General features: G+C 55.2%; 35 protein-coding genes. All 35 read left to right on the top strand.

The annotated features are described in order from the left end of the window. Nucleotides 1-2: 2 nt before the first annotated feature. Nucleotides 3-188, top strand: coding sequence for a type Z 30S ribosomal protein S14 (locus tag CSA35_04950; GenBank protein PIE54720.1), 186 nt, complete (start codon nucleotides 3-5; stop codon nucleotides 186-188). A 30-nt stretch (nucleotides 189-218) separates the two neighbouring features. Then, a complete protein-coding gene (locus tag CSA35_04945) occupies nucleotides 219-623 on the top strand; it encodes a 30S ribosomal protein S8 (GenBank protein ID PIE54719.1) in 405 nt (134 codons plus the stop codon). A gap of 15 nt (nucleotides 624-638) precedes the next feature. After that, complete coding sequence (locus CSA35_04940) at nucleotides 639-1,178, top strand: 50S ribosomal protein L6 (protein ID PIE54718.1); 540 nt, start codon at nucleotides 639-641, stop codon at nucleotides 1,176-1,178. 13 nt (nucleotides 1,179-1,191) lie between these two features. Then, nucleotides 1,192-1,560 carry a 50S ribosomal protein L18 gene (locus tag CSA35_04935; protein PIE54717.1) on the top strand — a complete coding sequence of 123 codons (369 nt, stop codon included), beginning with the start codon at nucleotides 1,192-1,194 and terminating at the stop codon, nucleotides 1,558-1,560. Nucleotides 1,561-1,572: 12 nt separating this feature from the next. Beyond that, complete coding sequence (locus tag CSA35_04930; GenBank protein ID PIE54716.1) at nucleotides 1,573-2,073, top strand: 30S ribosomal protein S5; 501 nt, start codon at nucleotides 1,573-1,575, stop codon at nucleotides 2,071-2,073. A 12-nt stretch (nucleotides 2,074-2,085) separates the two neighbouring features. Continuing rightward, nucleotides 2,086-2,274, top strand: coding sequence for a 50S ribosomal protein L30 (locus CSA35_04925; GenBank protein ID PIE54715.1), 189 nt, complete (start codon nucleotides 2,086-2,088; stop codon nucleotides 2,272-2,274). 13 nt (nucleotides 2,275-2,287) lie between these two features. After that, a complete protein-coding gene (locus CSA35_04920; GenBank protein ID PIE54714.1) occupies nucleotides 2,288-2,734 on the top strand; it encodes a 50S ribosomal protein L15 in 447 nt (148 codons plus the stop codon). 1 nt (nucleotide 2,735) lies between these two features. Further along, complete coding sequence (locus CSA35_04915) at nucleotides 2,736-4,031, top strand: preprotein translocase subunit SecY (GenBank protein PIE54713.1); 1,296 nt, start codon at nucleotides 2,736-2,738, stop codon at nucleotides 4,029-4,031. Between the two features lie 15 nt (nucleotides 4,032-4,046). Further along, nucleotides 4,047-4,691, top strand: a complete 645-nt coding sequence (locus CSA35_04910; GenBank protein PIE54712.1) for an adenylate kinase — start codon at nucleotides 4,047-4,049, stop codon at nucleotides 4,689-4,691. After that, entirely contained in the window at nucleotides 4,691-5,464 is a 774-nt protein-coding gene (map, locus tag CSA35_04905; protein ID PIE54711.1) for a type I methionyl aminopeptidase, read from the top strand. Before CSA35_04910 ends, map begins: the two co-directional genes overlap by 1 nt. 10 nt (nucleotides 5,465-5,474) lie before the next feature. Next, nucleotides 5,475-5,696, top strand: a complete 222-nt coding sequence (locus CSA35_04900) for a translation initiation factor IF-1 (protein ID PIE54710.1) — start codon at nucleotides 5,475-5,477, stop codon at nucleotides 5,694-5,696. A gap of 62 nt (nucleotides 5,697-5,758) precedes the next feature. Then, nucleotides 5,759-5,884, top strand: a complete 126-nt coding sequence (locus CSA35_04895; GenBank protein ID PIE54709.1) for a 50S ribosomal protein L36 — start codon at nucleotides 5,759-5,761, stop codon at nucleotides 5,882-5,884. A gap of 4 nt (nucleotides 5,885-5,888) precedes the next feature. Next, complete coding sequence (locus tag CSA35_04890; GenBank protein ID PIE54708.1) at nucleotides 5,889-6,257, top strand: 30S ribosomal protein S13; 369 nt, start codon at nucleotides 5,889-5,891, stop codon at nucleotides 6,255-6,257. Nucleotides 6,258-6,282: 25 nt separating this feature from the next. Further along, the gene (locus tag CSA35_04885; GenBank protein ID PIE54707.1) at nucleotides 6,283-6,675 is read left to right on the top strand and encodes a 30S ribosomal protein S11; all 393 of its coding nucleotides are present in this window, start codon (nucleotides 6,283-6,285) and stop codon (nucleotides 6,673-6,675) included. A 102-nt stretch (nucleotides 6,676-6,777) separates the two neighbouring features. After that, nucleotides 6,778-7,788: a DNA-directed RNA polymerase subunit alpha gene (locus CSA35_04880; GenBank protein PIE54741.1), complete on the top strand. Its 1,011-nt coding sequence runs from the start codon at nucleotides 6,778-6,780 to the stop codon at nucleotides 7,786-7,788. Next, on the top strand, nucleotides 7,785-8,135 hold the full coding sequence (locus tag CSA35_04875) for a 50S ribosomal protein L17 (protein PIE54706.1): 351 nt from the start codon (nucleotides 7,785-7,787) through the stop codon (nucleotides 8,133-8,135). The genes CSA35_04880 and CSA35_04875 overlap by 4 nt, the downstream gene beginning before the upstream one ends. A 4-nt stretch (nucleotides 8,136-8,139) precedes the next feature. Further along, on the top strand, nucleotides 8,140-8,976 hold the full coding sequence (locus CSA35_04870; protein PIE54705.1) for an energy-coupling factor transporter ATPase: 837 nt from the start codon (nucleotides 8,140-8,142) through the stop codon (nucleotides 8,974-8,976). Continuing rightward, on the top strand, nucleotides 8,952-9,794 hold the full coding sequence (locus tag CSA35_04865; GenBank protein PIE54704.1) for an energy-coupling factor ABC transporter ATP-binding protein: 843 nt from the start codon (nucleotides 8,952-8,954) through the stop codon (nucleotides 9,792-9,794). The genes CSA35_04870 and CSA35_04865 overlap by 25 nt, the downstream gene beginning before the upstream one ends. Further along, nucleotides 9,791-10,603, top strand: a complete 813-nt coding sequence (locus CSA35_04860; protein ID PIE54703.1) for a transporter — start codon at nucleotides 9,791-9,793, stop codon at nucleotides 10,601-10,603. The genes CSA35_04865 and CSA35_04860 overlap by 4 nt, the downstream gene beginning before the upstream one ends. Beyond that, nucleotides 10,600-11,343: a tRNA pseudouridine(38-40) synthase TruA gene (locus tag CSA35_04855; GenBank protein PIE54702.1), complete on the top strand. Its 744-nt coding sequence runs from the start codon at nucleotides 10,600-10,602 to the stop codon at nucleotides 11,341-11,343. The genes CSA35_04860 and CSA35_04855 overlap by 4 nt, the downstream gene beginning before the upstream one ends. 63 nt (nucleotides 11,344-11,406) lie before the next feature. Continuing rightward, nucleotides 11,407-12,459, top strand: coding sequence for a rod shape-determining protein (locus CSA35_04850; protein PIE54701.1), 1,053 nt, complete (start codon nucleotides 11,407-11,409; stop codon nucleotides 12,457-12,459). 12 nt (nucleotides 12,460-12,471) lie between these two features. Then, nucleotides 12,472-13,260, top strand: a complete 789-nt coding sequence (locus tag CSA35_04845; protein PIE54700.1) for a flagellar biosynthesis protein FlgF — start codon at nucleotides 12,472-12,474, stop codon at nucleotides 13,258-13,260. Between the two features lie 24 nt (nucleotides 13,261-13,284). Continuing rightward, nucleotides 13,285-14,073, top strand: a complete 789-nt coding sequence (gene flgG, locus CSA35_04840; protein PIE54699.1) for a flagellar basal-body rod protein FlgG — start codon at nucleotides 13,285-13,287, stop codon at nucleotides 14,071-14,073. 12 nt (nucleotides 14,074-14,085) lie between these two features. Further along, on the top strand, nucleotides 14,086-15,006 hold the full coding sequence (gene flgA / locus CSA35_04835; protein ID PIE54698.1) for a flagella basal body P-ring formation protein FlgA: 921 nt from the start codon (nucleotides 14,086-14,088) through the stop codon (nucleotides 15,004-15,006). After that, nucleotides 15,003-15,581, top strand: a complete 579-nt coding sequence (locus CSA35_04830) for a flagellar biosynthesis protein FlgH (protein ID PIE54697.1) — start codon at nucleotides 15,003-15,005, stop codon at nucleotides 15,579-15,581. Before flgA ends, CSA35_04830 begins: the two co-directional genes overlap by 4 nt. A gap of 25 nt (nucleotides 15,582-15,606) precedes the next feature. Continuing rightward, on the top strand, nucleotides 15,607-16,719 hold the full coding sequence (gene flgI, locus CSA35_04825; protein ID PIE54696.1) for a flagellar biosynthesis protein FlgA: 1,113 nt from the start codon (nucleotides 15,607-15,609) through the stop codon (nucleotides 16,717-16,719). Between the two features lie 16 nt (nucleotides 16,720-16,735). Then, nucleotides 16,736-17,059 carry a hypothetical protein gene (locus tag CSA35_04820; GenBank protein PIE54695.1) on the top strand — a complete coding sequence of 108 codons (324 nt, stop codon included), beginning with the start codon at nucleotides 16,736-16,738 and terminating at the stop codon, nucleotides 17,057-17,059. After that, the gene (locus CSA35_04815; GenBank protein PIE54740.1) at nucleotides 17,059-17,493 is read left to right on the top strand and encodes a zinc/iron-chelating domain-containing protein; all 435 of its coding nucleotides are present in this window, start codon (nucleotides 17,059-17,061) and stop codon (nucleotides 17,491-17,493) included. Before CSA35_04820 ends, CSA35_04815 begins: the two co-directional genes overlap by 1 nt. Then, complete coding sequence (locus tag CSA35_04810; GenBank protein PIE54694.1) at nucleotides 17,469-18,626, top strand: hypothetical protein; 1,158 nt, start codon at nucleotides 17,469-17,471, stop codon at nucleotides 18,624-18,626. The genes CSA35_04815 and CSA35_04810 overlap by 25 nt, the downstream gene beginning before the upstream one ends. Then, nucleotides 18,623-19,042, top strand: a complete 420-nt coding sequence (locus CSA35_04805) for a GNAT family N-acetyltransferase (GenBank protein PIE54693.1) — start codon at nucleotides 18,623-18,625, stop codon at nucleotides 19,040-19,042. Before CSA35_04810 ends, CSA35_04805 begins: the two co-directional genes overlap by 4 nt. After that, on the top strand, nucleotides 19,039-19,671 hold the full coding sequence (locus CSA35_04800; protein PIE54692.1) for a phosphoribosyltransferase: 633 nt from the start codon (nucleotides 19,039-19,041) through the stop codon (nucleotides 19,669-19,671). The genes CSA35_04805 and CSA35_04800 overlap by 4 nt, the downstream gene beginning before the upstream one ends. Before the next feature lie 2 nt (nucleotides 19,672-19,673). Beyond that, nucleotides 19,674-20,072 carry a hypothetical protein gene (locus CSA35_04795; protein PIE54691.1) on the top strand — a complete coding sequence of 133 codons (399 nt, stop codon included), beginning with the start codon at nucleotides 19,674-19,676 and terminating at the stop codon, nucleotides 20,070-20,072. Between the two features lie 34 nt (nucleotides 20,073-20,106). Then, on the top strand, nucleotides 20,107-20,457 hold the full coding sequence (locus CSA35_04790) for a hypothetical protein (GenBank protein PIE54690.1): 351 nt from the start codon (nucleotides 20,107-20,109) through the stop codon (nucleotides 20,455-20,457). Then, nucleotides 20,378-20,902 carry a hypothetical protein gene (locus tag CSA35_04785; GenBank protein ID PIE54689.1) on the top strand — a complete coding sequence of 175 codons (525 nt, stop codon included), beginning with the start codon at nucleotides 20,378-20,380 and terminating at the stop codon, nucleotides 20,900-20,902. Before CSA35_04790 ends, CSA35_04785 begins: the two co-directional genes overlap by 80 nt. Nucleotides 20,903-20,915: 13 nt before the next feature. Further along, nucleotides 20,916-23,486: a flagellar hook-associated protein FlgK gene (gene flgK / locus CSA35_04780; protein ID PIE54688.1), complete on the top strand. Its 2,571-nt coding sequence runs from the start codon at nucleotides 20,916-20,918 to the stop codon at nucleotides 23,484-23,486. Nucleotides 23,487-23,494: the final 8 nt, after the last annotated feature.

The raw sequence follows: 23,494 nt of genomic DNA, 5'->3' as shown, positions 1-23,494 counted from the left end.
ATATGGCCAGAAAAGCCATGGAACACAAAGCGACTTTGACACCTAAGTTCAAGGTCCGAAAATACAATCGATGCCCTTTGTGCGGCCGTGTGCATGGTTTTATGCGGAAGTTCGAGATGTGCCGCTGCTGTTTCCGCAAGCTGGCCCGGGAAGGTAAGATCCCCGGGATTGTCAAATCCAGCTGGTAAGAAGAGCCACGAAAGGGGGCGCGATCCAGGATGTACGTTAACGATCCTATCGCGGATATGCTCACGAGAATCAGGAATGCCAACATGGTCTACCATGAATCGGTAGATATTCCCATCAGCAAGATGAAACTCTCTATCGCCAAGATCCTCAAGGGCGAGGGCTATGTCCGCAATTACAAGGTCATCAACGATCCGAAAAAAAGCTATGGGGTTCTGAGAGTCTTCCTCAACTACGGACCCAATAAGGAACGGGTTATTCAGGGCCTGCGCCGAGTGAGCAAGCCCGGTCGCAGGATGTATGTGGGTAAGGACAAGCTGCCCAAGGTTATGGGTGGCTTGGGTATCGCGATCATCTCCACCTCCAACGGTCTCAAGACCGACGCTGAGGCCAGAGTCAGCGGCTTTGGTGGCGAAGTTGTTTGCTACGTCTGGTAGTGGGAGGGGTATCCAATGTCGAGAATCGGACGAAAGATCATCTCCTTAACCGGCGGAGCCGGGGTGACCGTTAGCGATGACAGTATCGTCGTTAAGGGGCCCAAGGGAGAGCTCTCTATGCCGACTGTCCAGGACATTTCTCTTGAGATGTCCGATGGATCGGTCAGCGTGGTGCGAGCGAACGAAATGAAGAAGACCAAGGCCGCCCATGGGATGGTGCGAGCTATGGTCCAGAATATGGTCGTCGGTGTTACCGATGGCTATGAGAGAAAGCTGGAGATCGTTGGGGTGGGTTACAGGGCTCAGATGCAGGGGAAGGACCTTGTCCTGAACCTGGGGTTCTCTCATCCGGTGGTGTATCCTGCCCCTAAGGGCATTGAATTCACTACGGACGGTCCCACCAAGATCAGTGTCAAAGGCATTGATAAGCAGCTTGTTGGTCAGGTTGCTGCAGAGATCCGGGGCTATCGTCCCCCCGAGCCCTACAAGGGCAAAGGGATTCGTTATGAGGGCGAGCGCGTGATCCGCAAGGCCGGTAAAGCCGGAGCCAAGTAAGGGTGGTGTCGTGATGATCAAGACGAAAAATAGAAATACCATGAGGGTCGTTCGGCATCGTCGCATTCGGAATAAGGTGAACGGTACGGCCGAACGTCCTAGAATGTCGGTCTTTCGGAGTTTGAACGAGATGTACGTTCAGGTTATCGATGATACCGTTGGGCATACCTTGGTCTCAGCCTCCACCCTTGATAAGGCTCTTAAAAGCGAGCTCTCAAAGCACGGGAACGTGGCAGCAGCCAAGGCCGTTGGAGAGCTTCTGGCTCGTCGGGCCTTGGAGAAGGGGATCACCGAGGTTGTCTTTGATCGCGGCGGTCATATGTATCATGGCCGGGTAAAAGCCCTGGCCGAGGCCGCCCGCGAAGCGGGCCTGAAGCTCTAAGGAGGGTGGAGCATGAACGGTAGACAGTCCAATTCCGATATGTTGGAGCGGGTCGTTGCCATCAACAGGGTCAGCAAGGTCGTTAAGGGAGGTAAACGCTTTCGCTTCAGCGTCTTGGTTGTGGTCGGTGATGGCGACTCCAAGGTCGGTGTGGGTATGGGCAAGGCCCGAGAGATATCCGAGGCCGTTCGAAAAGGTATCGACGCTGCTAAGAAGGATCTTCGGGTTGTCAAGAAGGTCGGCAAGACCTTGCCTCATCCTATAGTGGGTCGTTTCGGCTCTGCCGAGGTGCTTCTGAAGCCTGCTGCACCTGGTACGGGAGTCATTGCTGGCGGTGTTGTCCGGGCTATTATGGAGCTTGGTGGGGTGAAGGACGTTCTCACCAAGGTCGTGGGGCGGACGAACAACCCTATCAACGTTGCTCGGGCGACCCTGAACGCCGTGGGAGCTATGAGGACTCCAGACGAGATCTTGGCGCTTCGTGGTAAGAAGCGCGCTCAGGAAACGGCGTAAGAGGTGAGCGATATGGCAAGCAAATTGCGTATTACTTGGAAGAAGAGCACTATCGGCCGTCCCGGCAAGCAGGGTCGGATCGTGAAGGCCTTGGGACTCAAAAAACTGAACTCGACGGTGCTTCATGACGACACTCCTGCCATTCGGGGTATGGTGGCCAAGATCCCTCACCTGGTCGAGTGCGTTCGGGTTGAGGACTAAGGAGGAAGGTCCAGTGAATCTCAACGATCTTCACCCCGCACCGGGGAGTAAAAGAAAACCCAAACGAGTCGGGTGTGGTATAGGATGTGGCAACGGAAAGACCTCCGGTCGAGGACATAAAGGGCAGAAGTCCAGAAGCGGCGGCGGGGTTCGTCCCGGATTCGAGGGAGGTCAGATGCCCTTGGTTCGTCGGACACCGAAGAGAGGTTTCAACAACGCTCGTTTTGCCACTACTTATCAGGTAGTGAATTTGGATCGTTTAGAGAACAAGTTCGACGCTGGTGCTGTTATATCGGCGGTCGAGTTGGCCGAGCATAGGCTGATCCACGACAAGGGTGGGTGTGTCAAGATCCTGGCAAAGGGGAACTTGACCAAGGCTTTTACGGTGCGAGCCAATGCGTTCAGTGCCGAGGCCGTTAAAAAAATTGAGGCAGCTGGCGGGAAAGCCGAGGTGATCTGAGGTGCTTGATTCCTTCCGCGATGCCTTCAGGCTTCCCGACCTTAAGCGGCGAATCCTCTTCACCATGGGGATGCTCTTTGTCTTCCGGCTTGGAGCTCATATTCCCACTCCAGGCATCAACCCGGATGCCATGTCCCACCTTTTTGAAGGTGGTGGTGTCCTTGGCTTTCTGGATATGTTTGCCGGTGGTGCCCTGAGGCGTTTCAGCATCTTTGCCCTGGGGGTTGCACCGTACATTAACGCCAGCATCGTCATGCAGCTTCTGGTTGTGGTCTTCCCTGCCCTGGAGAAAATGCAGAAGGAAGGGCCGGAAGGACAGAAAAAGATCCTTCAGATCACCAGACTCAGTACCGTGGGCTTCGCCGCTATTCAGGCGACTGGTATGGTCTTCTGGCTTCAGCGGGTTGGTGTTTTCTCAGGGGGCGCTTTGGGAATGATCGTGGCCATACTCACCATCGTTGCCGGGGCTGTGGCTGTTATGTGGCTTGGCGAGGAAGTCTCTGATCACGGTATAGGGAACGGTATCTCCATGATCATCTATGCCGGGATCGTAGCTCGGCTTCCTGAGGCCGTTATTCGAACCTGGAACATGCTTCGTCTCGGTGAGCTCCATGTCCTGACGTTGCTCTTGGCTCTTCTGGTCATGTTGGTGGTGGTTGCCGGTTGTATCCTTCTTCAGGAGGGGCAGAGGCGGTTGCCGGTTCAGTACGCTAAAAAGGTCGTCGGGAACAAAGTTTATGGGGGCCAGAGCACCTTCATCCCATTGAAGGTCAACCAAGGCGGGGTTATGCCTATCATCTTTGCCTCGTCGATTCTGATCTTCCCGTACACGGTTCTCAAGTTCTTCTCTGGAGACGCGGTCACCGTTCTCCAGAGGCTGTTGGCACCGGGAAGCTGGTTGTACTCTGTGCTCTACGTCATGCTTATCGTGTTTTTCGCCTATTTCTACACTGCGATGGTCTTCAATCCCAGCGATATTGCAAACAACATGAAGAAATACGGAGGGTTTATCCTGGGAATCCGGCCAGGCAAACCCACCTCGGATTACATTGAGCGGGTCATGTCCCGCATCACATTAGGTGGGGCTACGTTCCTGGCCGTCATCGCCCTGATACCTACGGTGATGACAAACATTATGGGAATAACCACCTTCTACTTCGGCGGTACAGCGGTCCTCATCGTCGTCGGTGTTGCTCTGGACCTGGTTCATCAGGTGGAAGGTCAGTTACTCATGCGTCACTATGAGGGAATCCTCAAGCGTCGAGGCGGAGCTGGCGCTGGTCTCCTGAGGTTTTAGGGGAGCGGTTGAGCAATGAGACTTATACTGTTGGGGCCTCCCGGGGCAGGCAAGGGTACCCAGGCGGAGGCCGTTATGAAACGTCATGATGTGGCTCACATTTCCACTGGTGATATCCTTCGGGCCAACGTCAAGGTCGATACCGACCTGGGACGGAAAGCCAAGGCTTTTATGGACAGGGGGCAGCTTGTCCCTGACGATCTTATCGTCCATATGATGGAACGCCGCCTTCAGGAACCCGACTGTTCCAAGGGCTTTCTCCTGGACGGATTTCCTCGAACTGTTCCTCAGGCTGAATCTCTGGATGCCATGTTGAGACGGCTGGATCTTGTCCTTGATGGTGTCGTCCTCTTGGACGTGGATGACGAGACGGTGGTCAAGCGCCTTTCGGGGCGTCGGATGTGTCAGGGGTGCAGCAAAATATATAACGTAACCTTCAAGCCGTCCTCCAAGGGGGATCGATGCGACCAGTGTGATGGTCAACTCTACCAACGGGACGACGACAGGGAAGAGGTTATCAGAAATCGACTTGCGGTCTATCACAAGCAAACTGCGCCCTTGATCGCGTATTACGACGCTCGTGGAGAGCTTTACCGGATCGACGCTGTCGACGGAGACTCGGTGCCAGATCGGGTGGACGAGATCGTCAGGCGGTCCTGATGATATCCATCAAAAAACCCCACGAGCTGGAAAAAATGCGCCGGGCTGGTGCCATCGCTGCGGATGTACTCATGCTTCTCAAGGAGATGATTCGGCCCGGCATCACGACGGCTGCCATCGACCAGGCGGCGGAGGACTACATTCGTCGTTCCGGCGCGACGCCCTCCGAGAAGGGATATCGAGTTCCTGGGATCCCCACCCCTTATCCTGCGTCGGTGTGTGCCTCGGTCAACGATCAAGTAGTTCATGGGATCCCTAGCGAAAACTGTCGTCTTGAGGACGGCGACATCGTCAGCATTGACGTTATGGCCTGTTACGAGGGGTATCATGGAGATTGTTGCTATACCTACGCTGTAGGTGAGATCTCCCAGTCGAGGCGGGACCTCTTGAACATTACCAGAGAGAGTTTGGATAGGGCTATCCATATGGCCCGAGCGGGCAATACCCTGGGGCACATCGGACACGCCGTGGAATCTTTAGTTATCCCGGCTGGCTACGGTTTGGTCCGTGAATATTCGGGGCATGGTATAGGGAAGCGCCCACACGAGGCTCCCATGGTTCCGAACTACGGCCGACCAGGTCGAGGCATCACCCTGAAAAGTGGTATGACGATTGCCATTGAACCTATGGTCATGAGTGGCCGTGAGGACCTGATCAACGGAGAGGACGGGTGGCTGGTTTCCACTGCCGACGGTTCCGATGCAGCTCATTTTGAAAGAACGGTGCATATCACCGAGGGAGAGCCCGAGATCCTGACACCCTGGGAAGACTGAGGAGGACGCCATGGCCAATAAAGACGATGTAATCCAAGTTCGAGGTGTAGTCGTAGAGCCCTTGCCTAATGCCATGTTTCGTGTCAAGCTTGAGAATGACCACAAAATACTGGCCCACGTTTCAGGTAAGATGAGAATGCATTTCATTAGAATCTTGCCAGGGGATCGGGTTTTAGTCGAGCTTTCGGCGTATGACTTGACAAGAGGTCGAATCATCTATAGATATAAATAGTTTGCCTGAAGTGCCGTCACCCTTTTATAATGGGCAAGACCAGCAGGAGGAGCGTATAAAATATGAAAGTCAGATCTTCGGTCAAACCGATATGCGAGTATTGTCGAATCATTAAGCGGAGAGGTGTGGTCAGGGTCATCTGCAGCCGCAACCCTCGGCATAAACAGCGTCAGGGAGCGAGGAGGTAAAACGATGGCCCGTATCGCAGGAGTCGATCTACCCCGTGAAAAAAGAGTTGAGATTGGCCTTACCTATATTTTTGGAATTGGTCTGACCACGTCCCAGCGTATTTTAGCCACAACGGGTGTTAACCCTGACACCAGGGTGAAAGATCTCACCGAGGACGAAACCCAGAAACTTCGTTCTGAGATCCAGAACAACTACACCGTGGAGGGGGATCTTCGCCGAGAGGTGACCATGAACATCAAGCGTCTCATGGATATCGGATGTTATCGGGGTATCCGCCATAGACAGGGACTTCCTCTCCGGGGTCAGCGGACCAAGACAAATGCCCGTACCAGAAAGGGTCCGAAGCGGACCGTCGCCGGCAAGAAGAAATAGCCGGGAGATAAGGAGGTAGACCTTCGTGGCCAAGCGTATCCAGCGTAGAGGAAAGAAAAAAGAGAAAAAGAACATCTCCTCTGGTGTTGCTCACGTGTTCTCCACGTTTAACAACACCATTATCAGCATCACCGACAAAGGCGGTGCCGTGTTGTCGTGGGCTTCTGGGGGGAATGTGGGCTTCAAAGGAACCAGAAAATCCACTCCCTTTGCAGCTCAGATAGCTTCTCAACAGGCGGCCAAAGCTGCCCAGGATCACGGTTTGAAAGAGGTAGACGTGGTTGTCAAGGGACCAGGGCCTGGTCGGGAGTCGGCTATCCGTGCTCTGCAGGCTGCTGGCCTTCAGGTCAACAGCATCAAAGACGCCACGCCCATCCCTCACAACGGGTGCCGCCCTCCCAAGAGGCGTCGCGTATAGCGGTGTCTTGCGCTCACGGGACAAAACGATGGTCGACCGGCGACAGAACACCGTCGATCAGTGGCGATTTATCTGGGAAAGGTGTTGGGATCATTGGAATTTATGAGGCCTGAAATCCGAGTTGATGATACCTGTTCGGCGACTAGTGCCAGAATCGTCATCGGGCCCCTTGAGAGGGGGTTCGGCGTCACCATCGGTAATGCCCTTCGGAGGGCTTTGTTGTCCTCCATTAAGGGAGCGGCTATTACCTCGGTGCGTATAGACGGCGTGGTCCATGAGTTCAGCACCATTCCTGGAGTTCGAGAAGATGTCATTGAGATGCTTCTCAATTTGAAGCACATTCCGATACGATCCTACAGCTCTGAAGTTCGCGTGCTTCGTCTGGAGGTGGATGGTGAGCGGCGGGTCACGGCCTCTGACTTTCAGTCGGACAGCGAAATTGAATTTGTCGATCCCGATGCCTATATCTGTACCTTGGCCGAGGGAGCGCAGCTGTCCTTTGAGGTGTATATCGAACAAGGTGTAGGGTACGTTTCCACTGATCGTTCGAGACCGTCCTATCTTCCTGCCGATGCCATCATGATTGATGCTATCTTCACCCCGATTCAGCGGGTCAAGTACGAGGTGCAGGCTGAAAGAGTTGGTCAGCGAACCGACTACGAGCGGATCGTCATGGATGTGGAAACCGATGGAGTCGTCTCGCCGGATGTCGCCGTCGCTGAAGCGGCTAAACTCCTTCGAAAGTATTTTACTATCGTTGTAGACGAAATTCAAAAACGCCATCCTTCCGGTTCTCCTGAGCTTGTGGTGGCGGGGCTGACCGACTCCGATGAGGGGCTCTCCGAGGAAGACGGTGAGGACGAAGGCAATGTCCTCTTCTCTCGGGCGGTTCGCGACTTGGAGCTCTCCATCAGGAGCGAGAACTGTCTGCTTCGAGGAGGAATCTACACGATAGGTGACCTGATCAGCCGAGGAAAAGATGATCTCCTGAAGATCCGTAATTTAGGCAAGATATCTCTTCGGGAGATTGAAGAAAAACTTGAAAACATGGGCCTGTCTCTCCAAAAGGATAACTTGGAAGACGGCATGGACAAGGAGGACGAGTCTGAATGAGACATCGAGTCGATAGACGAAAACTCGGTCGCCCTGGTAGTCACCGTCGGGCCATGCTGGCCAACTTGGTTGCCAGCTTGATCCTGCAGGAAAGCATTGAGACTACGGTGACCCGGGCCAAAGAAGTTCGTCGGGTGGCGGAGAAGTTCATCACCCGAGCTCGGGGAGGATCTCTCCATGATCGGAGACTGATCATCTCGAGGATGAACCACAAGGCGGCTGTCAACAAGCTGTTCGACGATGTGGCTCCTCGCTACGCTGAACGTCCTGGTGGGTATACTCGTATCGTTCGAACTGGCTACAGAAACGGCGACGCTGCGCCTATGGCGGTCATCTCCCTGGTTTAGAGGGATGACCGCCCCCATCGTCATCTCCCTGGAGGACGTGGAATATCGATACCAGGAGACTGACAGGGCTGCCTTGACAGGAATCTCTCTGGACGTGCATCAAGGTGAGTGGCTTGCTCTCCTCGGGGGCAACGGTTCGGGGAAATCCACTCTGGCGAAACACCTGAACGCCCTGCTCGTTCCTACGCAGGGCGTTTGTCGTATTCTGGGGTGGGAGACCCAGGACAATACTCACCTATGGGACATTCGTCGATCCGTCTCAATGGTTTTTCAAAACCCTGAAAATCAAATAGTCTCAACAGTCGTAGAGGATGATACGGCCTTTGGTCCAGAAAATCTGGGACTCTCGCCGGATGACATTCGGGAACGGGTACATCGGGCTCTGTCCATCGCTGGCCTGGAGGCCAAAGCCAAGGCTGCCTCGTACACCCTTTCAGGGGGACAAAAGCAACGGCTGGCTATCGCCGGTGCGATCGCAATGGAGACGACCTGCATGGTTTTGGATGAGCCCACGGCCATGCTGGATCCTCAAGGGCGTCGTGAGGTTCTGGATCTTTTGACCAGGCTTCACGAACGGGGAGTTACGGTAGTCCACATCACCCATCGCCTGGAAGAAATCGTTCGGGCGACCAGGGCGGTCGTCCTGGGTGAAGGGCGAATCCTTTGGGATGGAACCCCCAACGATCTCTTTTTTCAACCTCTGGATCAATGGGGTCTGGAGATTCCCCCTCTCGTCGTTCTATGGCGCAGACTTAAGGACGCTGGCTGCATCCAGGGGGAAGTAGCTCCAACCGTCGAAAGCTTGGTGAGCGCTCTATGTCCATCAGCGTCCAATCCGTAAGTCATATCTACCATAAGGGGACCCCACTCGAAACTGTAGCTCTTCGGGAAATCTCTTTAGACATTGCTGAGAGCGCATGGGTGTCCATCGTTGGACATACGGGCAGTGGAAAATCTACCCTGGCCCAGCATCTCAATGCCCTGCTTCTGCCGAATGAAGGGGATGTCGTTGTGGACGGCCTGTCCACCAGTGACAAGCAGGACCGACGGGCCATTCGTCGGAAGGTTGGGCTGGTATTTCAGTACCCGGAACAGCAGCTTTTTGCCGAGACCGTTCGGGAAGAGCTCGCTTTTGCCCCCAATAACTGGGGGATCGACCCTCGGGAACTGGATACCGTGCTTCCTCTTATACTTGATCAGGTTGGATTGTCCCCGTCCTATCTGGATCGCTCCCCTTTTCGGTTATCTGGAGGGGAGAAACGCCGGGTTGCCATCGCATCGGTTTTAACGGTTCGTCCCTCCTATCTGGTATTGGACGAGCCCACCGCTGGCCTGGACGCATCGGGAAAGCGACATCTGATGGAACTCCTGGGACGAATCCATAGGGAAGGAACCGCCATAGTCATGGTAACTCACGACCTCGAATTGGCATTGGATCTGAGCGACTGGGTGGTTGCCCTGGAGAAGGGGGCCATTGCCTGTCAGGGTTCGCCTGAATCGGTAGCTCGCTCTCTGGATCGTAGCCCCATTGACGGGTTGCTTCTGCCCGAGCTAGGGCGGCTCTGGCTTCGATTGACCGAGGCAGGATTCTCCGTTCCCTTCAGCTGTGACCCGCAGGTTCTCTCAGAGAGCCTCATGCAGAGGAGGTCTCCTCGGTGAGATTTTTGGACAACATGAGCTTTGGACAGTATATTCCGGCGGACTCGCCCATTCACAGGGCCGATCCTCGCTGTAAGATCCTGGCCACTTTGGTTCTCCTTACCGGCGTGTTCCTAGTGGACGAACCCTTGGGGTTTATATCCTGGGCAGTCCTCTTACTGGCTCTGTCGATGCTTTCTCGGATCAGTTTGAGAATTCTGTTTCGAACAATTCGCCCCGTCATGATCCTCATTGCCTTTACCGCTGTCATCAACATTTTCTTCACGTCGGGTACTCCCGTGGCGACCCTGGGGCCTTTGAGCATAACTCGTGAGGGATTGAGAATGGGGGCGTACATGGCTCTTAGGCTTCTATTTCTCGTCCTCTTTGCCAACCTTCTGACGGTTACTACCAGCCCTATGGCTTTGGCCGATGGTCTCGAAGCCCTTCTGTCGCCTTTCAAGCGCTTTGGTCTTCCTGCCCATGAAATTGCCATGATGATGACCATCGCTTTGAGATTCATCCCCACGCTTATCAACGAGACCGATCGAATTATGAAAGCCCAGCTCGCCCGGGGGGCCGATCTGGACCGAGGCGGACTTCTGAAACGTCTCAAAGCCTTTGTCCCGGTCCTCATTCCATTGTTCGTCATCGTCTTTCAAAGGGCCGACGACTTGGCTGTAGCCATGGAAGCTCGATGCTACCGGGGCGGAGGAGGACGGACGAGGATGCATCCATTCTTCTGGGGATGGAAGGACACTGCCGTGCTCTCCTTCGTGGTGTTGATCGTCGTGGGTATTACCGTCCTGGAGACGCATCTGGGGTTATGAAATACGCCGTTGAGATCTCCTACCGAGGCGATGCTTTTTCGGGATGGCAGCGTCAGCCACGACATCCGTCGGTCCAGGGGGAATTGGAGCGGGTTCTGGCCCTTTTGGATCAGCGTCCCGTTCCAGTTACCGGAGCAGGGCGAACTGATAGTGGTGTACATGCCCGGGGACAGGTCGCCTCGTTTTCATTGTCGCGGGAATGGGAGCCTTCCAGACTCGTCTTGGCCCTGAACGCTCACCTGCCTCAATCGATATCGATTATGCGAGCCGGAATTGTCCCTGATGAATTTGACGCCAGAAAAAGCGCTCTCTGGAGAGAGTATGCCTATTTTGTCTGGCATGGGCCATCCTGCTATCCTCATTTAAAAGCTATGGTATGGTGGCGAAAGAGGGACGATTGGGACCATGCGGCGATTCACAGGTGCTGCCGGATGTTGGAGGGAGTCCACGATTTCAGCGCTTTCTGTCGAGTTTCAGAGTGTCCCGATAACCCGGTACGTGAGCTCTTGCGGGTTCGACATATTCGGCGGGGACGTCTCTCGATTCTCCGGGTTCGGGGTACGGCCTTTCTGACGAACATGATTCGGATCATGGTAGGTAACTTGGACGCTGTGGCCCAGGGACGAAAAGATCATCGTTGGTTTGAGGATCTTCTCCGGGGCGAGAGCCGAATTCGTTCAGCTATGACCGTGCCGGCAACAGGCCTTTTTTTCTGGCGGGTTGGCTATAAGGATTTTTAACGGTACAATCGTAGAGTCACAGAGGATAGGGGGTAGGGCCCCTTCGGAGGAGGAGACTGCCACGTGTTTGGTATGGGAAACGATATAGGAATAGACCTGGGAACGGCCACGGTCCTGATCTACGTCAAGGGTAAGGGCGTTGTTCTGCGGGAGCCCTCGGTTGTGGCGGTGGACCAGGAAACCGGAAAAATCCTGGCTGTCGGCTACGAGGCTAAAAATATGGTCGGGCGGACGCCGGGCAATATCATCTCCGTCCGTCCCCTCAGGGATGGCGTCATCGCTGACTACACGATGACCGAGACCATGCTCCGGTACTTTATGCGTCGGGTCAACACGGGGGTCCGTCGGTTCTTCAGAAACCGTGTAATGATCTGTGTCCCCTCGGGGGCCACCGACGTAGAACGGCGAGCGGTGCTTGAGGCTGCGGTAGAGGTGGGTGCTCGGGAAGCTTTCCTCATCGAGGAGCCCATGGCGGCTGCTATCGGTGCCAAACTCAACGTGGAGGAGCCTCGGGGCAAAATGGTGGTCGATATCGGCGGTGGTACTACGGATATCGCCGTCATCTCTTTGGGGGGCGTTGTCATATCAAAGTCTCTCCGAATAGGTGGGGACAAGTTCGACGAGTGCATCATGCGATATCTTCGGCGGCAGTACAATCTGGCCATCGGAGAGCAGATGGCGGAAAACCTCAAGATCATGATCGGAACCTGCCTGTCTGACGGAGAGGAGAACGAGATGACCCTCAAGGGGCGTGACCTGGTTCAGGGATTGCCTCGTCAGATTGAGGTCAGTAGTCGAAGCGTCTGTTCCGCTATAGGCGAGCGAGTTCAATCTATCGTTGATGGGGTGAGAAACGTTTTGGAGCTCACGCCACCGGAACTTTCGGCCGATATCATAGATGGCGGGGTCGTCCTGACTGGAGGAGGCTCGCTCCTTCGGGGACTTGCCGAGCTCATATCGAGGCAGACCGGGATCCGGTGTTTCGCTGCAGAGCAGCCTACCGAGTGCGTTGCTTTGGGGACCGGCATGGCCTTAGCTAACATTAATCGATTGCTGGCTTCGGGCAAGGGCGGTATCTTATTCTCTGCACGAAGAGGCCGTCGTCGTCGCTGGTAAGGAGGGACAAATATGCACAAGGGCATATACGCTGGGGTTTCTGCCATGATGGTCCAACAAAGTGCCACGGACGTTACGGCTAACAACCTGGCAAACGTCGACACCGCTGGTTTTCGGGCTCGTAAACCGGTGACTAAGTCGTTCCCCGAGGTGTTGATGGAGCGGATCGATCCCGATAAGGCCCAAGGAGAGCTTCCCCCCTGGCCCTGGAGGAGCCATCCCATCGGGGAGAGCTCCATGAATCAAGTTCTCTCGGAGACCTATATGAGCACCGATGCTGGCGATCTCCAGGTTACCGATAACCATCTGGATATCGCTTTGGAGGATCCCCAAGCCTTTTTTGTCATACAGGATAGTGAGGGGAGGCAGCTCTATACTCGCTCGGGGCACTTTATCCCCGACGAGCAGGGCCAGCTCAAGACCCCTGATGGACATTTGCTCGTGGGTGATGGGGGATCTCTCTCCATTGGCGAAGCGTCCTCAGCCACCTTTACCGACGATGGCCAGCTTCTCGCCGATGACGTGGTGATCGGGCAGGTTCAGATAGTCCGATTTGACTCCCCAAGCCTTCTTCGTCAAATGGGGAAAAACCTCCTCGCTGAGACGGGGGATTCTGGGGCACCTCAGCAGCTTCCCGGGGCCAGAGTAGTGGTCGGGGCCCTGGAGCGCTCTAACGTCAACGTGGTAGAGGAAATGGTCCGGCTCATTGAGGCCCAGAGAGCCTACGAGGCGGCCTCCAAGGGTATTCAAACTACCGACGATATAACGGGGCAGCTCATCTCGTCCCTTGGCAAAACGTAGGCTTCGTCCTAAGGAGGCATACCCATGATTCGATCTTTATGGAGCGGCGCAACCGGCATGATTGCCCAGCAGACAAACTTGGATGTGACGTCCAACAACCTTGCGAACGTCAACACCGTTGGCTTCAAAAAAGTGAGGGCAAACTTTGCCGACCTTCTGTACCAGATCAACAGAGAGCCCGGGGCTCCCGTCGAAGGTGGTACCACGGTTCCTACCGGTATACAGGTGGGGTTGGGTACTCGTGTTACCGGGACAACTCGCATGCCCACCCCGGGGAACTATCAGATAACCGATAACCCTTTGGACGTTGCCATTGAGGGGAACGCCTACTTCCAGGTTGTCATGCCTAACGGGGAAATAGCATACACAGCGAACGGGGAATGGAACAAAGATGGAGACGGTCAGATCGTCAACGTTGACGGATACCTTCTTGAACCGGCTATCGTCATCCCTGACGACGCAACGGAAATCACCATCAGCTCTACTGGCCAGGTCTACATCAAACAACCTGGTGATGATACGAACCAGGAAGTGGGGCAGATCCAGCTCGTCCGCTTCGTAAACCCCGCAGGGCTTCGAGCCATCGGCCGGAATCTTTTTGTTCCCTCGGGTTCTAGCGGTGAACCTCAGGTTGGCAATCCCGGGGAAGATGACTTCCCAACATTGCAACAGGGTATCCTTGAGCGTTCCAACGTCCAGGTTGTCGAGGAAATGGTGAATCTCATCGTGGCCCAGAGGGCCTACGAGGCCAACTCGAAAACCATTCAGACCGCAGACAGGCTTCTCGAGCTGGCCAACAACCTGAAGCGCTGAGGTTGGGCGTCGGTGTCGTCTTCTGACGGTGGTGGGAGGCGGGGCCTGACCGGGTTCCGCTTTTCTCTCGTAGCTGCAGCTTTTCTTTCCGTCCTCCTTCTCGGATCTCTACCGGGAGGGGCGCTTGAGCTTTCAGTTTCCTTGTCGCCTGGGGCGGTGGTGACCGATGGCCCCCTCCGTCTCTGCTCTGTCGCTACCGTTACCTGCGATGTGCCTGAGCTCCTCCGTCAAGCTGCATGGGCGACTCTCTGTCCGTCGGGGAACGTTATTACCCCCGACGATGTCGTCGTTGCCTTGTCCAAGGCCGGCATCGGAGGGGTGACCCTCAGGATCCTTATGGCGGACAGGGTTCCGTTTCGTATGGAGAGTGACATAGAGCGCTGGCTCAGAGTGGCATCAGGATGGCAGGGAGCCTTGGACATCCAGGGGGCGTCCATTCCTCCTGGAGCTAAACTCATACCTCCTGATCGATTATATCCGGGCAACGAGGCACTGAACCTGCGGTTCTCGACGAAAACAGGGGAGTGTGTGCTGCCTGTAAGGCTTCGGTGGCTTCTGCCGGTTGTCGTCGCTGATCGATATCTGCGTCGGGGGGAGATGATTACAGCTGGGGATATGGCAGTGACCACAATAGAGGCTCGCCGGAATCGTCGATATTACAACGACCCCAGATCCTTGGTTGGTATGGCGGTGGAACGGGATATGGCTAAAGGAACCCCTTTCACCTTTCGAATCACCGACGAACCTGACGTCATCAGACCGGGATCTTGGGTTCGAATCGTCTGCCGAAACAAGGGGTTCATCGTCACAGCTATAGGCCGGGCCTTAGACGGTGGAGCTTTGGGCGACACCGTCAAGATTCGTAATAAAAAAACGAAAAAAGTCATCCTGGGAATTGTGACGGCTCCGGGAATCGTGGAGGTGACGGAATGAGATCGTTGATCATCGTTCTGGCAATCTGTGGGTTTATAGGAGCGATACCGAACTTGCCGGCTCAGGGGCAGTCCCTGTGGCAGGACGGGACTAACTACATTGGAGATGAACGACCGTCTCAGGTAGGAGATATCGTCATGGTGCATGTGGACGAGATCACCAAAACCAAGGACCAGGCGAAGACAGAGACCACAAAAGATGGGGGAGCCAATGTCAGCGAGGGGACGGGGCTCCTGGATTTCATCAAAGGACTCGGAATCAGCACTGGCTCCAGCTCCACCGGTGATGGCAAATCGGAGAGAACATACTCCACTCAAGCTGATATCACCTGTATCGTCACCGAGGTTCTTCCTAACGGAAACCTGGTTATCGAGGGGACCCGTGACCTCAAAACTCATGGAGAGACCCTTCGGATGCGATTCCGGGGAGCTATCCGTCCGCAGGATGTCGATGGAAACAACACCATATCCAGTAACAGAGTAGCCAACGTCGACTTCATCGTTGACGGCAAGGGCACCTTGACCAAGCTCCAACAACCTGGGATTCTGACCCAGATCCTCCAGTCAATTTTTTAGAATTGTTTAGAAGGGAAAAAAGCGTATGAACCGACGGAAACTGCTCCTGATTCTCCTGGCTGGCGTCATGTCTCTTGTGACAGGCAACCTCTCCTGGGGAGCGATCAATCCTGAAGTCCGTATCAAAGACCTGGTCGACGTCCAGGGCGTTCGGGAGAATCAGCTCACAGGAGTCGGTGTCGTCATGGGACTGCAGGGCACCGGTGATAAATCTAAAATGTCCGTTCAGGCCCTCCGCAACATGATGCGTCGCTTTGGGGTTACCCTGTCGGATAAGGACGTCAAAAGCAAAAACGTCGCTGTTGTCGCGGTCACGGCGACTCTCCCGGCCTTTGTCCGTTCGGGGCAGACCCTGGATGTCACGGTGAGTACCTTGGGTGACGCCAAAAGCCTTCAGGGAGGTGTTTTACTTCAGACACCTCTCAAAGCCGCCAACGGCAACACATACGCGGTTGCCCAGGGTCCTGTATTGGTCGGGGGATTCTCCGCTGGATCGACGGGCTCCAGCGTAACTAAAAACATCGTCACGGTCGGACGGATCAGCGGTGGTGCCATCGTGGAACGTGATGTACAAACCGAATTTTCGGGCAATGGTTCGGTTACCTTGCTCCTGAGAAACCCAGATTTTACGACAGCTCGGCGAATCGCCACTGTTCTCAACGATCGCTTTGGCCGCATTGCTTCTCCGACCGATGCCGGTCGGGTAGACATACAACTCCCCAGAGCGTACGTTTCCTCTCCATCGACGTTTATCGCCGATGTGGAAAACGTTCGGGTTACTCCGGATCTTAAGGCCCGGGTGGTCGTTAACGAGCGAACTGGGACGGTCGTCATGGGGGGGAACGTCCAGATCAGTGCTGTCGCCGTGGCTCACGGTGACCTGACGGTACGGATCGACCAAGAGAACCAAGTCTCCCAACCGAATCCATTCAGCGCTGGGGTCACCACCCCCTATGCCAACTCTCAGATCCAGGCTGATGAAACAAAAGGCTCTTTCGTCAAGCTGGAATCGACCACTACGGTAGAGCAGCTGGTGGACGCCATCAACGCTGTAGGGGCATCGCCTCGGGATGTTATCGGTATCCTGCAGGCCATCGACCAGGCTGGGGCTCTTCACGGTGATCTCGTGGTTATGTGATAAGGAGGTTTGTGCGATGAAAATTGGAGAACATCCCCCAATACACACTCTCAACATAAATGGCGCCGCATCCGGTGATCCACGGGATGTCCTGAAAAAAGCCTGTCAGGACTTCGAAAGTATCTTGTTAGCCCAGACGTGGAAAAAAATGATGACCCACGCCCGAGAAATCGGTGGCCGCAAGGACGAAGACCGCCCATTTGGCGTGCTGGAAGACCTCTCAGTGGAAATGGCCTCGGAGGCTTTGGCAGGTCAGAACGACAACGGTCTCTGGAAAGTCCTGTACGACTCTTTAAGCTCGTCTCTGCAGGGAGACGAAGGGGATACTCCACCATTGTGATGGAGCTCCAATGGTGGAGACAAGGCCTTCGGTTCTCGTGTCTCGGGTGCGGTCGATGCTGCCGAGGTGAGCCGGGGGCCATATTCTTTTCCTCAGAGGAAGAAACTGGGATAGCGGCATCTCTGAACCTTTCGATTGAGGACTTCAGGCGCCTCTACGTCACGGCACGGTGGAGTTCGCCGAGCATTGGCGAACATCCCGACGGTCGCTGTTTGTTTTATGATAGCGATTCCGACCGATGTCGTATCTACACCAGCCGCCCCCTGCAATGCCGAACCTGGCCTTTCTGGCCCGAAAATCTGAGCAGCCCTGACCGGTGGGCTCAGACCGCCCGGAGATGTCCAGGCATGGATCAGGGTGAACATCACCCTGCTGAACAGGTCGAAGCGCTGCTTCGTCGGCATCTTCGATACATGGAGGAGATAATCCCGTGAATCTCGGAGGCGAGCTTCTTTCGGAGGTTAACTGGCAGCTTATTCTCTTTACGGTTCTCCTCAGTGCTCTGGTCGCTTTCTTCGGCGACATCCTGGGTATGAGAATCGCAAAAAAACGCATCTCCCTCCTTGGTCTTCGGCCCAGATACACAAGCCGGGTCATCACGGCTCTCACGGGGATGGTTATCGCGATGGGAATTATCGCTGCCCTTGCCGTTACCTCCGATACCGTCCGCACCGCTATATTCAGCCTCAAATACGTTCAGAGACAGATCTTGGCTTTGACCGAGGAACTTCAAGAGAGCCGCGATGAATCGGAGCTCATGGGCCTTCGATACGTGGAGAGCCTTCAAAAACTCGAGGATAAAGAGCAACAGCTCTCGTCCCTGACCCCTGAACTGGACAAAACAAAGAAAGAACTTCAAAACCTTCGGGACCAGAAAAAAGGGGTGCTTGAGGAGCTGCAAACCCTTCGCAACGACGCAGCGAATCTTCGACGTGGACTGGAAGCCGCTCGAGAAGGGCAGGTTGTGGCCTTTTCAGGAGAACTCCTGGCCCAGGAAACCGTTTTGGAGGGAGCGTCCAGACAAGATGTCATGGACATCATGGCCCGCCTCAGAGACAAAGTTCGCTATGTCATCGCCCGCAGGGCTTCCATATCTCCTCAGGAGATATCCGTTGCTAAGGACGAGGTCGGCGAATCTCAAATCGTCTCTCGATGTACCGTTATCGACAGTCGGAAAGTCATCCGGGTCAGGGCTGCCGCTAACGCAGTAGCGGGCGAGCCCCTTAGCCTTAAATACCGGGTCTACGAGAGCGTGCTGGTCTATCGGGCCGGTGAAGAGCTCTATCGTCGTCTCGTGCAGCCAGCGCCGACCGTCTCCCAGATCGAAACCTCTCTTCATAGCATCCTCAGAGAGGTGAACGCCACAGCCGTTCGTGATGGAATCCTTCGGGATCCCTTCACTCGAACCGTAGGACAGATTGACGCCACGGACTTCTACGAGGCCGTAGACGCCCTGGAGCGCTCGTCTGCCCCCCAGACTGTCTCCGTTGTAGCCGCCGGAGACATCTACACAGAAGGACCAGTTCGAGTTGTCTTGAACGTTTCGTCTCAGGAGGACGGACCATGAGCGATACATACCTCTTCTACGACAGCAAAATAGGCATTGTTGCCGCTGAGCTTCAGAGCCTCTACCGATTTACCCGGTGGGGCCGCAGTCGTTCCATCGCTCAAATCGAGACCATGCTGAAGCATACGGACCTGTGTTTCTCTGTGCGCTTTAAGGGAGAACTCGTTGCCTTCTGCCGAATCCTCACCGATTTTGCCTTTCGCGCATCCCTCTGGGATGTGGTTGTCCATCCAGATCACCAGGGGCAAGGTTTAGGATCAAAACTCATGGACTACGCTCTGAAACACCCGGCAATTAGGGACATCCCGATGGTCTTCACCTACACCAGCGAACTGGGGCCTTTCCTCTCTCACCTGGGCTTCCGCTCTGATGGAGGGCTCATGATGCTTCTCAGACGTCCCATCGAATACTCGTGAATGACCTTCTGGCCCATCTTCTCTGGCCCACGAGCTGCGCCGTCTGCGGGTTTTTGGGGGAGGATCTGTGTGATCCCTGTTTCAGTCGTCTGGAACGAAACCTTCGGCTCGATCACAGTACCCTGCCGAACGGTGTGCCAGCAATGGCCGGTGCCCCCCATGAAGGAATCTCTAAGGACCTGATTCTCTTGGTAAAATATGGGGGACGAGCTGCCCTTGGATTCCGATTGGGGCAGATTCTGGCGGCCAGAATACCGTCATTCAGCGACGCGTGTGTCATTCCTGCGCCACTTCACAAGGGGAGTCGCCGCTACTACAATCAGGCGACCTGGATCGCTGCGGGGTTGGCTCGAAAATGGTCTGCCCCTGTGATAGATGGCCTTTGTTGGACTACACGTCATCCAAGACAGACGTCCGTTTCGTTGTGGGAACGACGAAACCTCCCTCGGGGGGCCTGCAGTTGGGTCGGCCCCGATCTGGGAGGGCGCACGTGTGTCGTTGTAGACGACGTCCGAACGACGGGGACCACATTGCTTCGGGTTTCCGAAGCGATTCAGGAGGCTGGGGGCAACGTGGTTTTGGCTGTGACGTGGACAGCGTCCCGACTTATGTTTGAAAAGGAGAATTAAAGATGAAACTAAAACACTGCCGACTGTGTGATAAAGTTTTTGCCACCCCCGGGCCGAATGTCTGTCCCGACTGCTGGGACGAGCTGGACAAGGTCTACACCCAGGCTCGGGCTGCCTTGAGGGACCATTGGGAAGAGAGCCTGAACCTTTTCCAGCTTTCGGAGGTACTCAACGTGGATGCCGTATACCTTGAAACTTTGGTAGAACAGGGACGGCTTGAGTTCTCCCATCTTGAGGGCGATGAGGAAGGGCATTGTCGCTCCTGTGGCACTGCCATCCGCAGGGGAGAGCAATACTGCGACTCCTGTCGTCAGAATCTGATGCGGGGATTCTCCGTGGACACTGAGCATAAAAAAAGTACCATGTTCAGTCAGGAACGCCGGGATCGACGAGTGCGCTGAGGCAAATCTTCTGCGTAACTCGTCGCTCAAGATCGTGACGCTGAGCTCCGATACAAAACCAACGATGGGCTATAAAGGGGAGAGAGACATGATAGACAAGGTCGGAAAAGCCTATACATACACCGGTGGTATGCCTACAGTCAAACGAAACCCCGGAGAGACTGTCAGCACTCGCAACAAGTCGACAGATGGAGTGGAGGTCAGCAGTTTCGGTCAGGTCTTATCTAAAGCCATGGTCGGTGGCGACATAAAAAAGGTATCCGAAACACGAAAAGACGTCGTGCAGGCCGTCAAAGCACAGATCGATGCTGGGACATACCGTCCTGACATTCGTCTGCTGGCAACTCGACTGGTTGCGGCGGGAATCACGAGGGATCAGATCTGACATGTGGTCGTCGCAGCTTCTTCAGACCCTCCGGCGGCAGACCGAGGCCATTCGTCAGGTCGTGGACTTGGTGAGGCAACAGCGAGAGGCGCTCAAAGAGGGGCGCCTCGAACTTTTGAACGACCTCTTGCGGTCCACCGATAAGGCTCAGCGTGAAGCCGCTGCTGCTGAATCTCTGCGTAAGACTTCCGTTCAAAAACTGGCCGCAGAGCGAGACTGCGAACCTACTCTGGACGCTCTCGTTGCCCAGATGCCTGAGGTAGACGCTCAGGATATCCAAGAGGCGGGAACGGCCCTTCGTCAGGTCGTTTCCGAGGCTCAGGATGAGATGAACACCCTCTCCACTTTGGTGGAAGAATATAAAGCTCTCAACGAAATGATGCTCGGCGAATGGCGTCGGCTTGGAGGCGGAGGTATGCCTCCCGGGCTTGACATGAAAGGTTAGGTGAAAAGAAACCATGATCAACAGCTTCTTTGGCTTCGACATGGGCAAACGGGCTCTCAACTACATCCGTCGGGGTTTTGAGACGGCGGGGCACAACATCTCCAATACGGAAACTCCGGGATACTCAAGGCAACGGGTAGAGCCCAGCACCACATATCCCTTCACGGCCCCTGGGCTGCACCGTCCAGCCATCCCCGGACAGATCGGTACTGGTGTCAAAATCGACGCTATCGTCCGTCTTCGAGACCAGTTTCTAGACCTTCAGTATCGGGAGGAAGTCACGGTTGAGGGCTATTGGGATGTCATGACTGATGCTCTGGATACTTTGGAAACCTTTGTCAACGAGCCCCAGGGGAAAAGCCTCAAAGTAGGGTTGGACGACTTCTGGGCGGCGATACAGGAGCTTTCCAAGGCACCCGATAAAATCTCAGCTCGAGAGAATTTGATTTCCAAAGCTGGCACACTGGCCACCTACATGGACAGTCTCGCCCGGAACTACGAAGAATATCGGGAGGGGCTGAACCGAGAGGTCAGACTCAAAGTCCAGCAGGCCAACACCTACATCGATCAGATTGCCGCTCTCAACGTCACCATCCGGGAAATTGAGGGGGCACACGCCAACCCGAATGATCTCTATGACCGTCGGGATCTCCTGGCCGAATCTCTCTGTAAACTCATCGACGCCGAAGTCAACTGCCCCTGCGACGCCGATGACGGTGAATACAAAATCTACCTGGGAGGGCGTATCCTGGTTCAGGGAGAGAAGGCCCGACATCTCGAGTTGACCGGGGTAGCCGGCAACAGAGGATACTACGATGTCCAGGTTGAGGATAACCGCTTCGACTACGTCTCGGATCCCAACGTGATCTCGGTCTCCATTGAACAGCAGGCCACCAAGGCCATACATGCTATAGCCGTCAGGCGTATGGCCAACACCATGACGTGGAAAGTCGGCGGTGCGCCCATCGACGGCGTTACCGGTCGGCTTCCTGTGAGCGACCCCAAAGCCAAGATGGAGATATCCGGTGTCTTGCGGCTTCAGGTTGGAACCGCCGGGGTCCAGCCCACGGGCAAAGAGATGGACAACCAGATGGGCAGTCCCGTGCTTCTCAAGCAACCTGCCGGAGACGACCCCACCGAGTACGTTTTTCGGATTGCCTCTCAAGACCTTCAGAACCTGCCGGGCAACCCGAACGAGCTGTATGTCACGCTCAGGTGGGACGCTGCCGCTTCGGCGTGGCAACTTTCCAGCCGTTGTGGTTCCACTCTTGGGGCCGTGACCGATGTGGGGAATGCTCTGGACTTGGATGAGCTTCAGGATTTTCTTCAGAATACCTCGGGGGTCGGTGCTCATCTCAACTTCTCCGTTGAGACCTCCGGCACAGTGGACCGTCTCGTGGTTCGATCCGAGGAACGTCACCTTCTATCCTTCAACGACATGAAAGGTTCCTTCCTGTCGGATATCGTTGGCCTGTCCAACGATAGTCCTGAGGTCGTCATCACCATCGAGGAAAATGACAGCCTTGAAACCATAGCCAACAAAATCAACGGTTCTTACAATAACGGTGTGGGGATGCCCGATGATCCCAACCAGTGGCTTCATGCCGCCATCAAGACCGACGGCAAGGGGGACTACCACCTTGTGCTCGAGAGCGACGCCGTTGGGGAGGGGCAGAGAATCAACGTCATGGGTTCCGTCAATGGCGAGACGTATGCTGCCCGACGCTTAGGCTTCATGAACGGCGATCACGATAACTACACCACCGAGATCGTGGATTTCTCGACGGATGCCCTGGTTATGGTCGACAACGAGAGATATCTCTCCGTCTCCAACGACTTCCGAAGGGCCCGGATCCTCTCTGCAGCGGATGGGTATAAAGCCTCGGTCAGCGACGACGTTACCAAAGGTATCGTCTATCATCTTCATGGGTATGGACCTGCCACGATTCAGGTCGACCACCATGTCAAAGGTGGGGAGATACGTGCTCTCCTTGAATCTCGGGACGACGTCATTCTGAACCATCTGGACATCTTCGACGACATCGCCTATGGGCTCATCTCCGAGATGAACGCTGTTCACTACGCCGGTCACGGTATGGGCGCATGGTCTGACACCACGGGCGTTGCCTTTTTCACCCCAATCCACGAACTCAGAGGGGCAGCCCGAAAGCTCGCGGTCAACGAACTCCTCCGAGCCACCCCAGGTCTCTTGGGAGCTGCGGCCGACGACGGTCAGGGGCACGCTAAAGGCATCGGCAACGGTGACAACGCGATCAACATGGCCCAACTCAAACAGGCCAAAGTACTGGCTGGGGACAGTGCCAGCTTTAACGAATATTATGAAAATTTCATCGCCCGTCTTGGCGTTCGGAGTGAGCGCTCCCAGAACATGCTCTCCAACCAGACCGCCCTGATCGATCAGATCGAGGGACAACGTCAGTCCGTCATGGGCGTCAATATCGACGAAGAAATGATGGACATCATGCAATTCCAGCAGGCGTTCAACGCCGTCTCCCGCTTTGTCACCACCCTGGACGAAATGCTGGAGCGGGTTATTAACGGAATGGGCCGAGTGGGCCTGTAAGGAGGCGA

The sequence above is a fragment of the Dethiosulfovibrio peptidovorans genome (genome assembly GCA_002748665.1).
Taxonomy (GTDB): Bacteria; Synergistota; Synergistia; order Synergistales; family Dethiosulfovibrionaceae; genus Dethiosulfovibrio; species Dethiosulfovibrio peptidovorans_A.
Note: the sequence above shows the minus strand (reverse complement) of the source record. Positions and strands in the feature narration are given on the sequence as shown.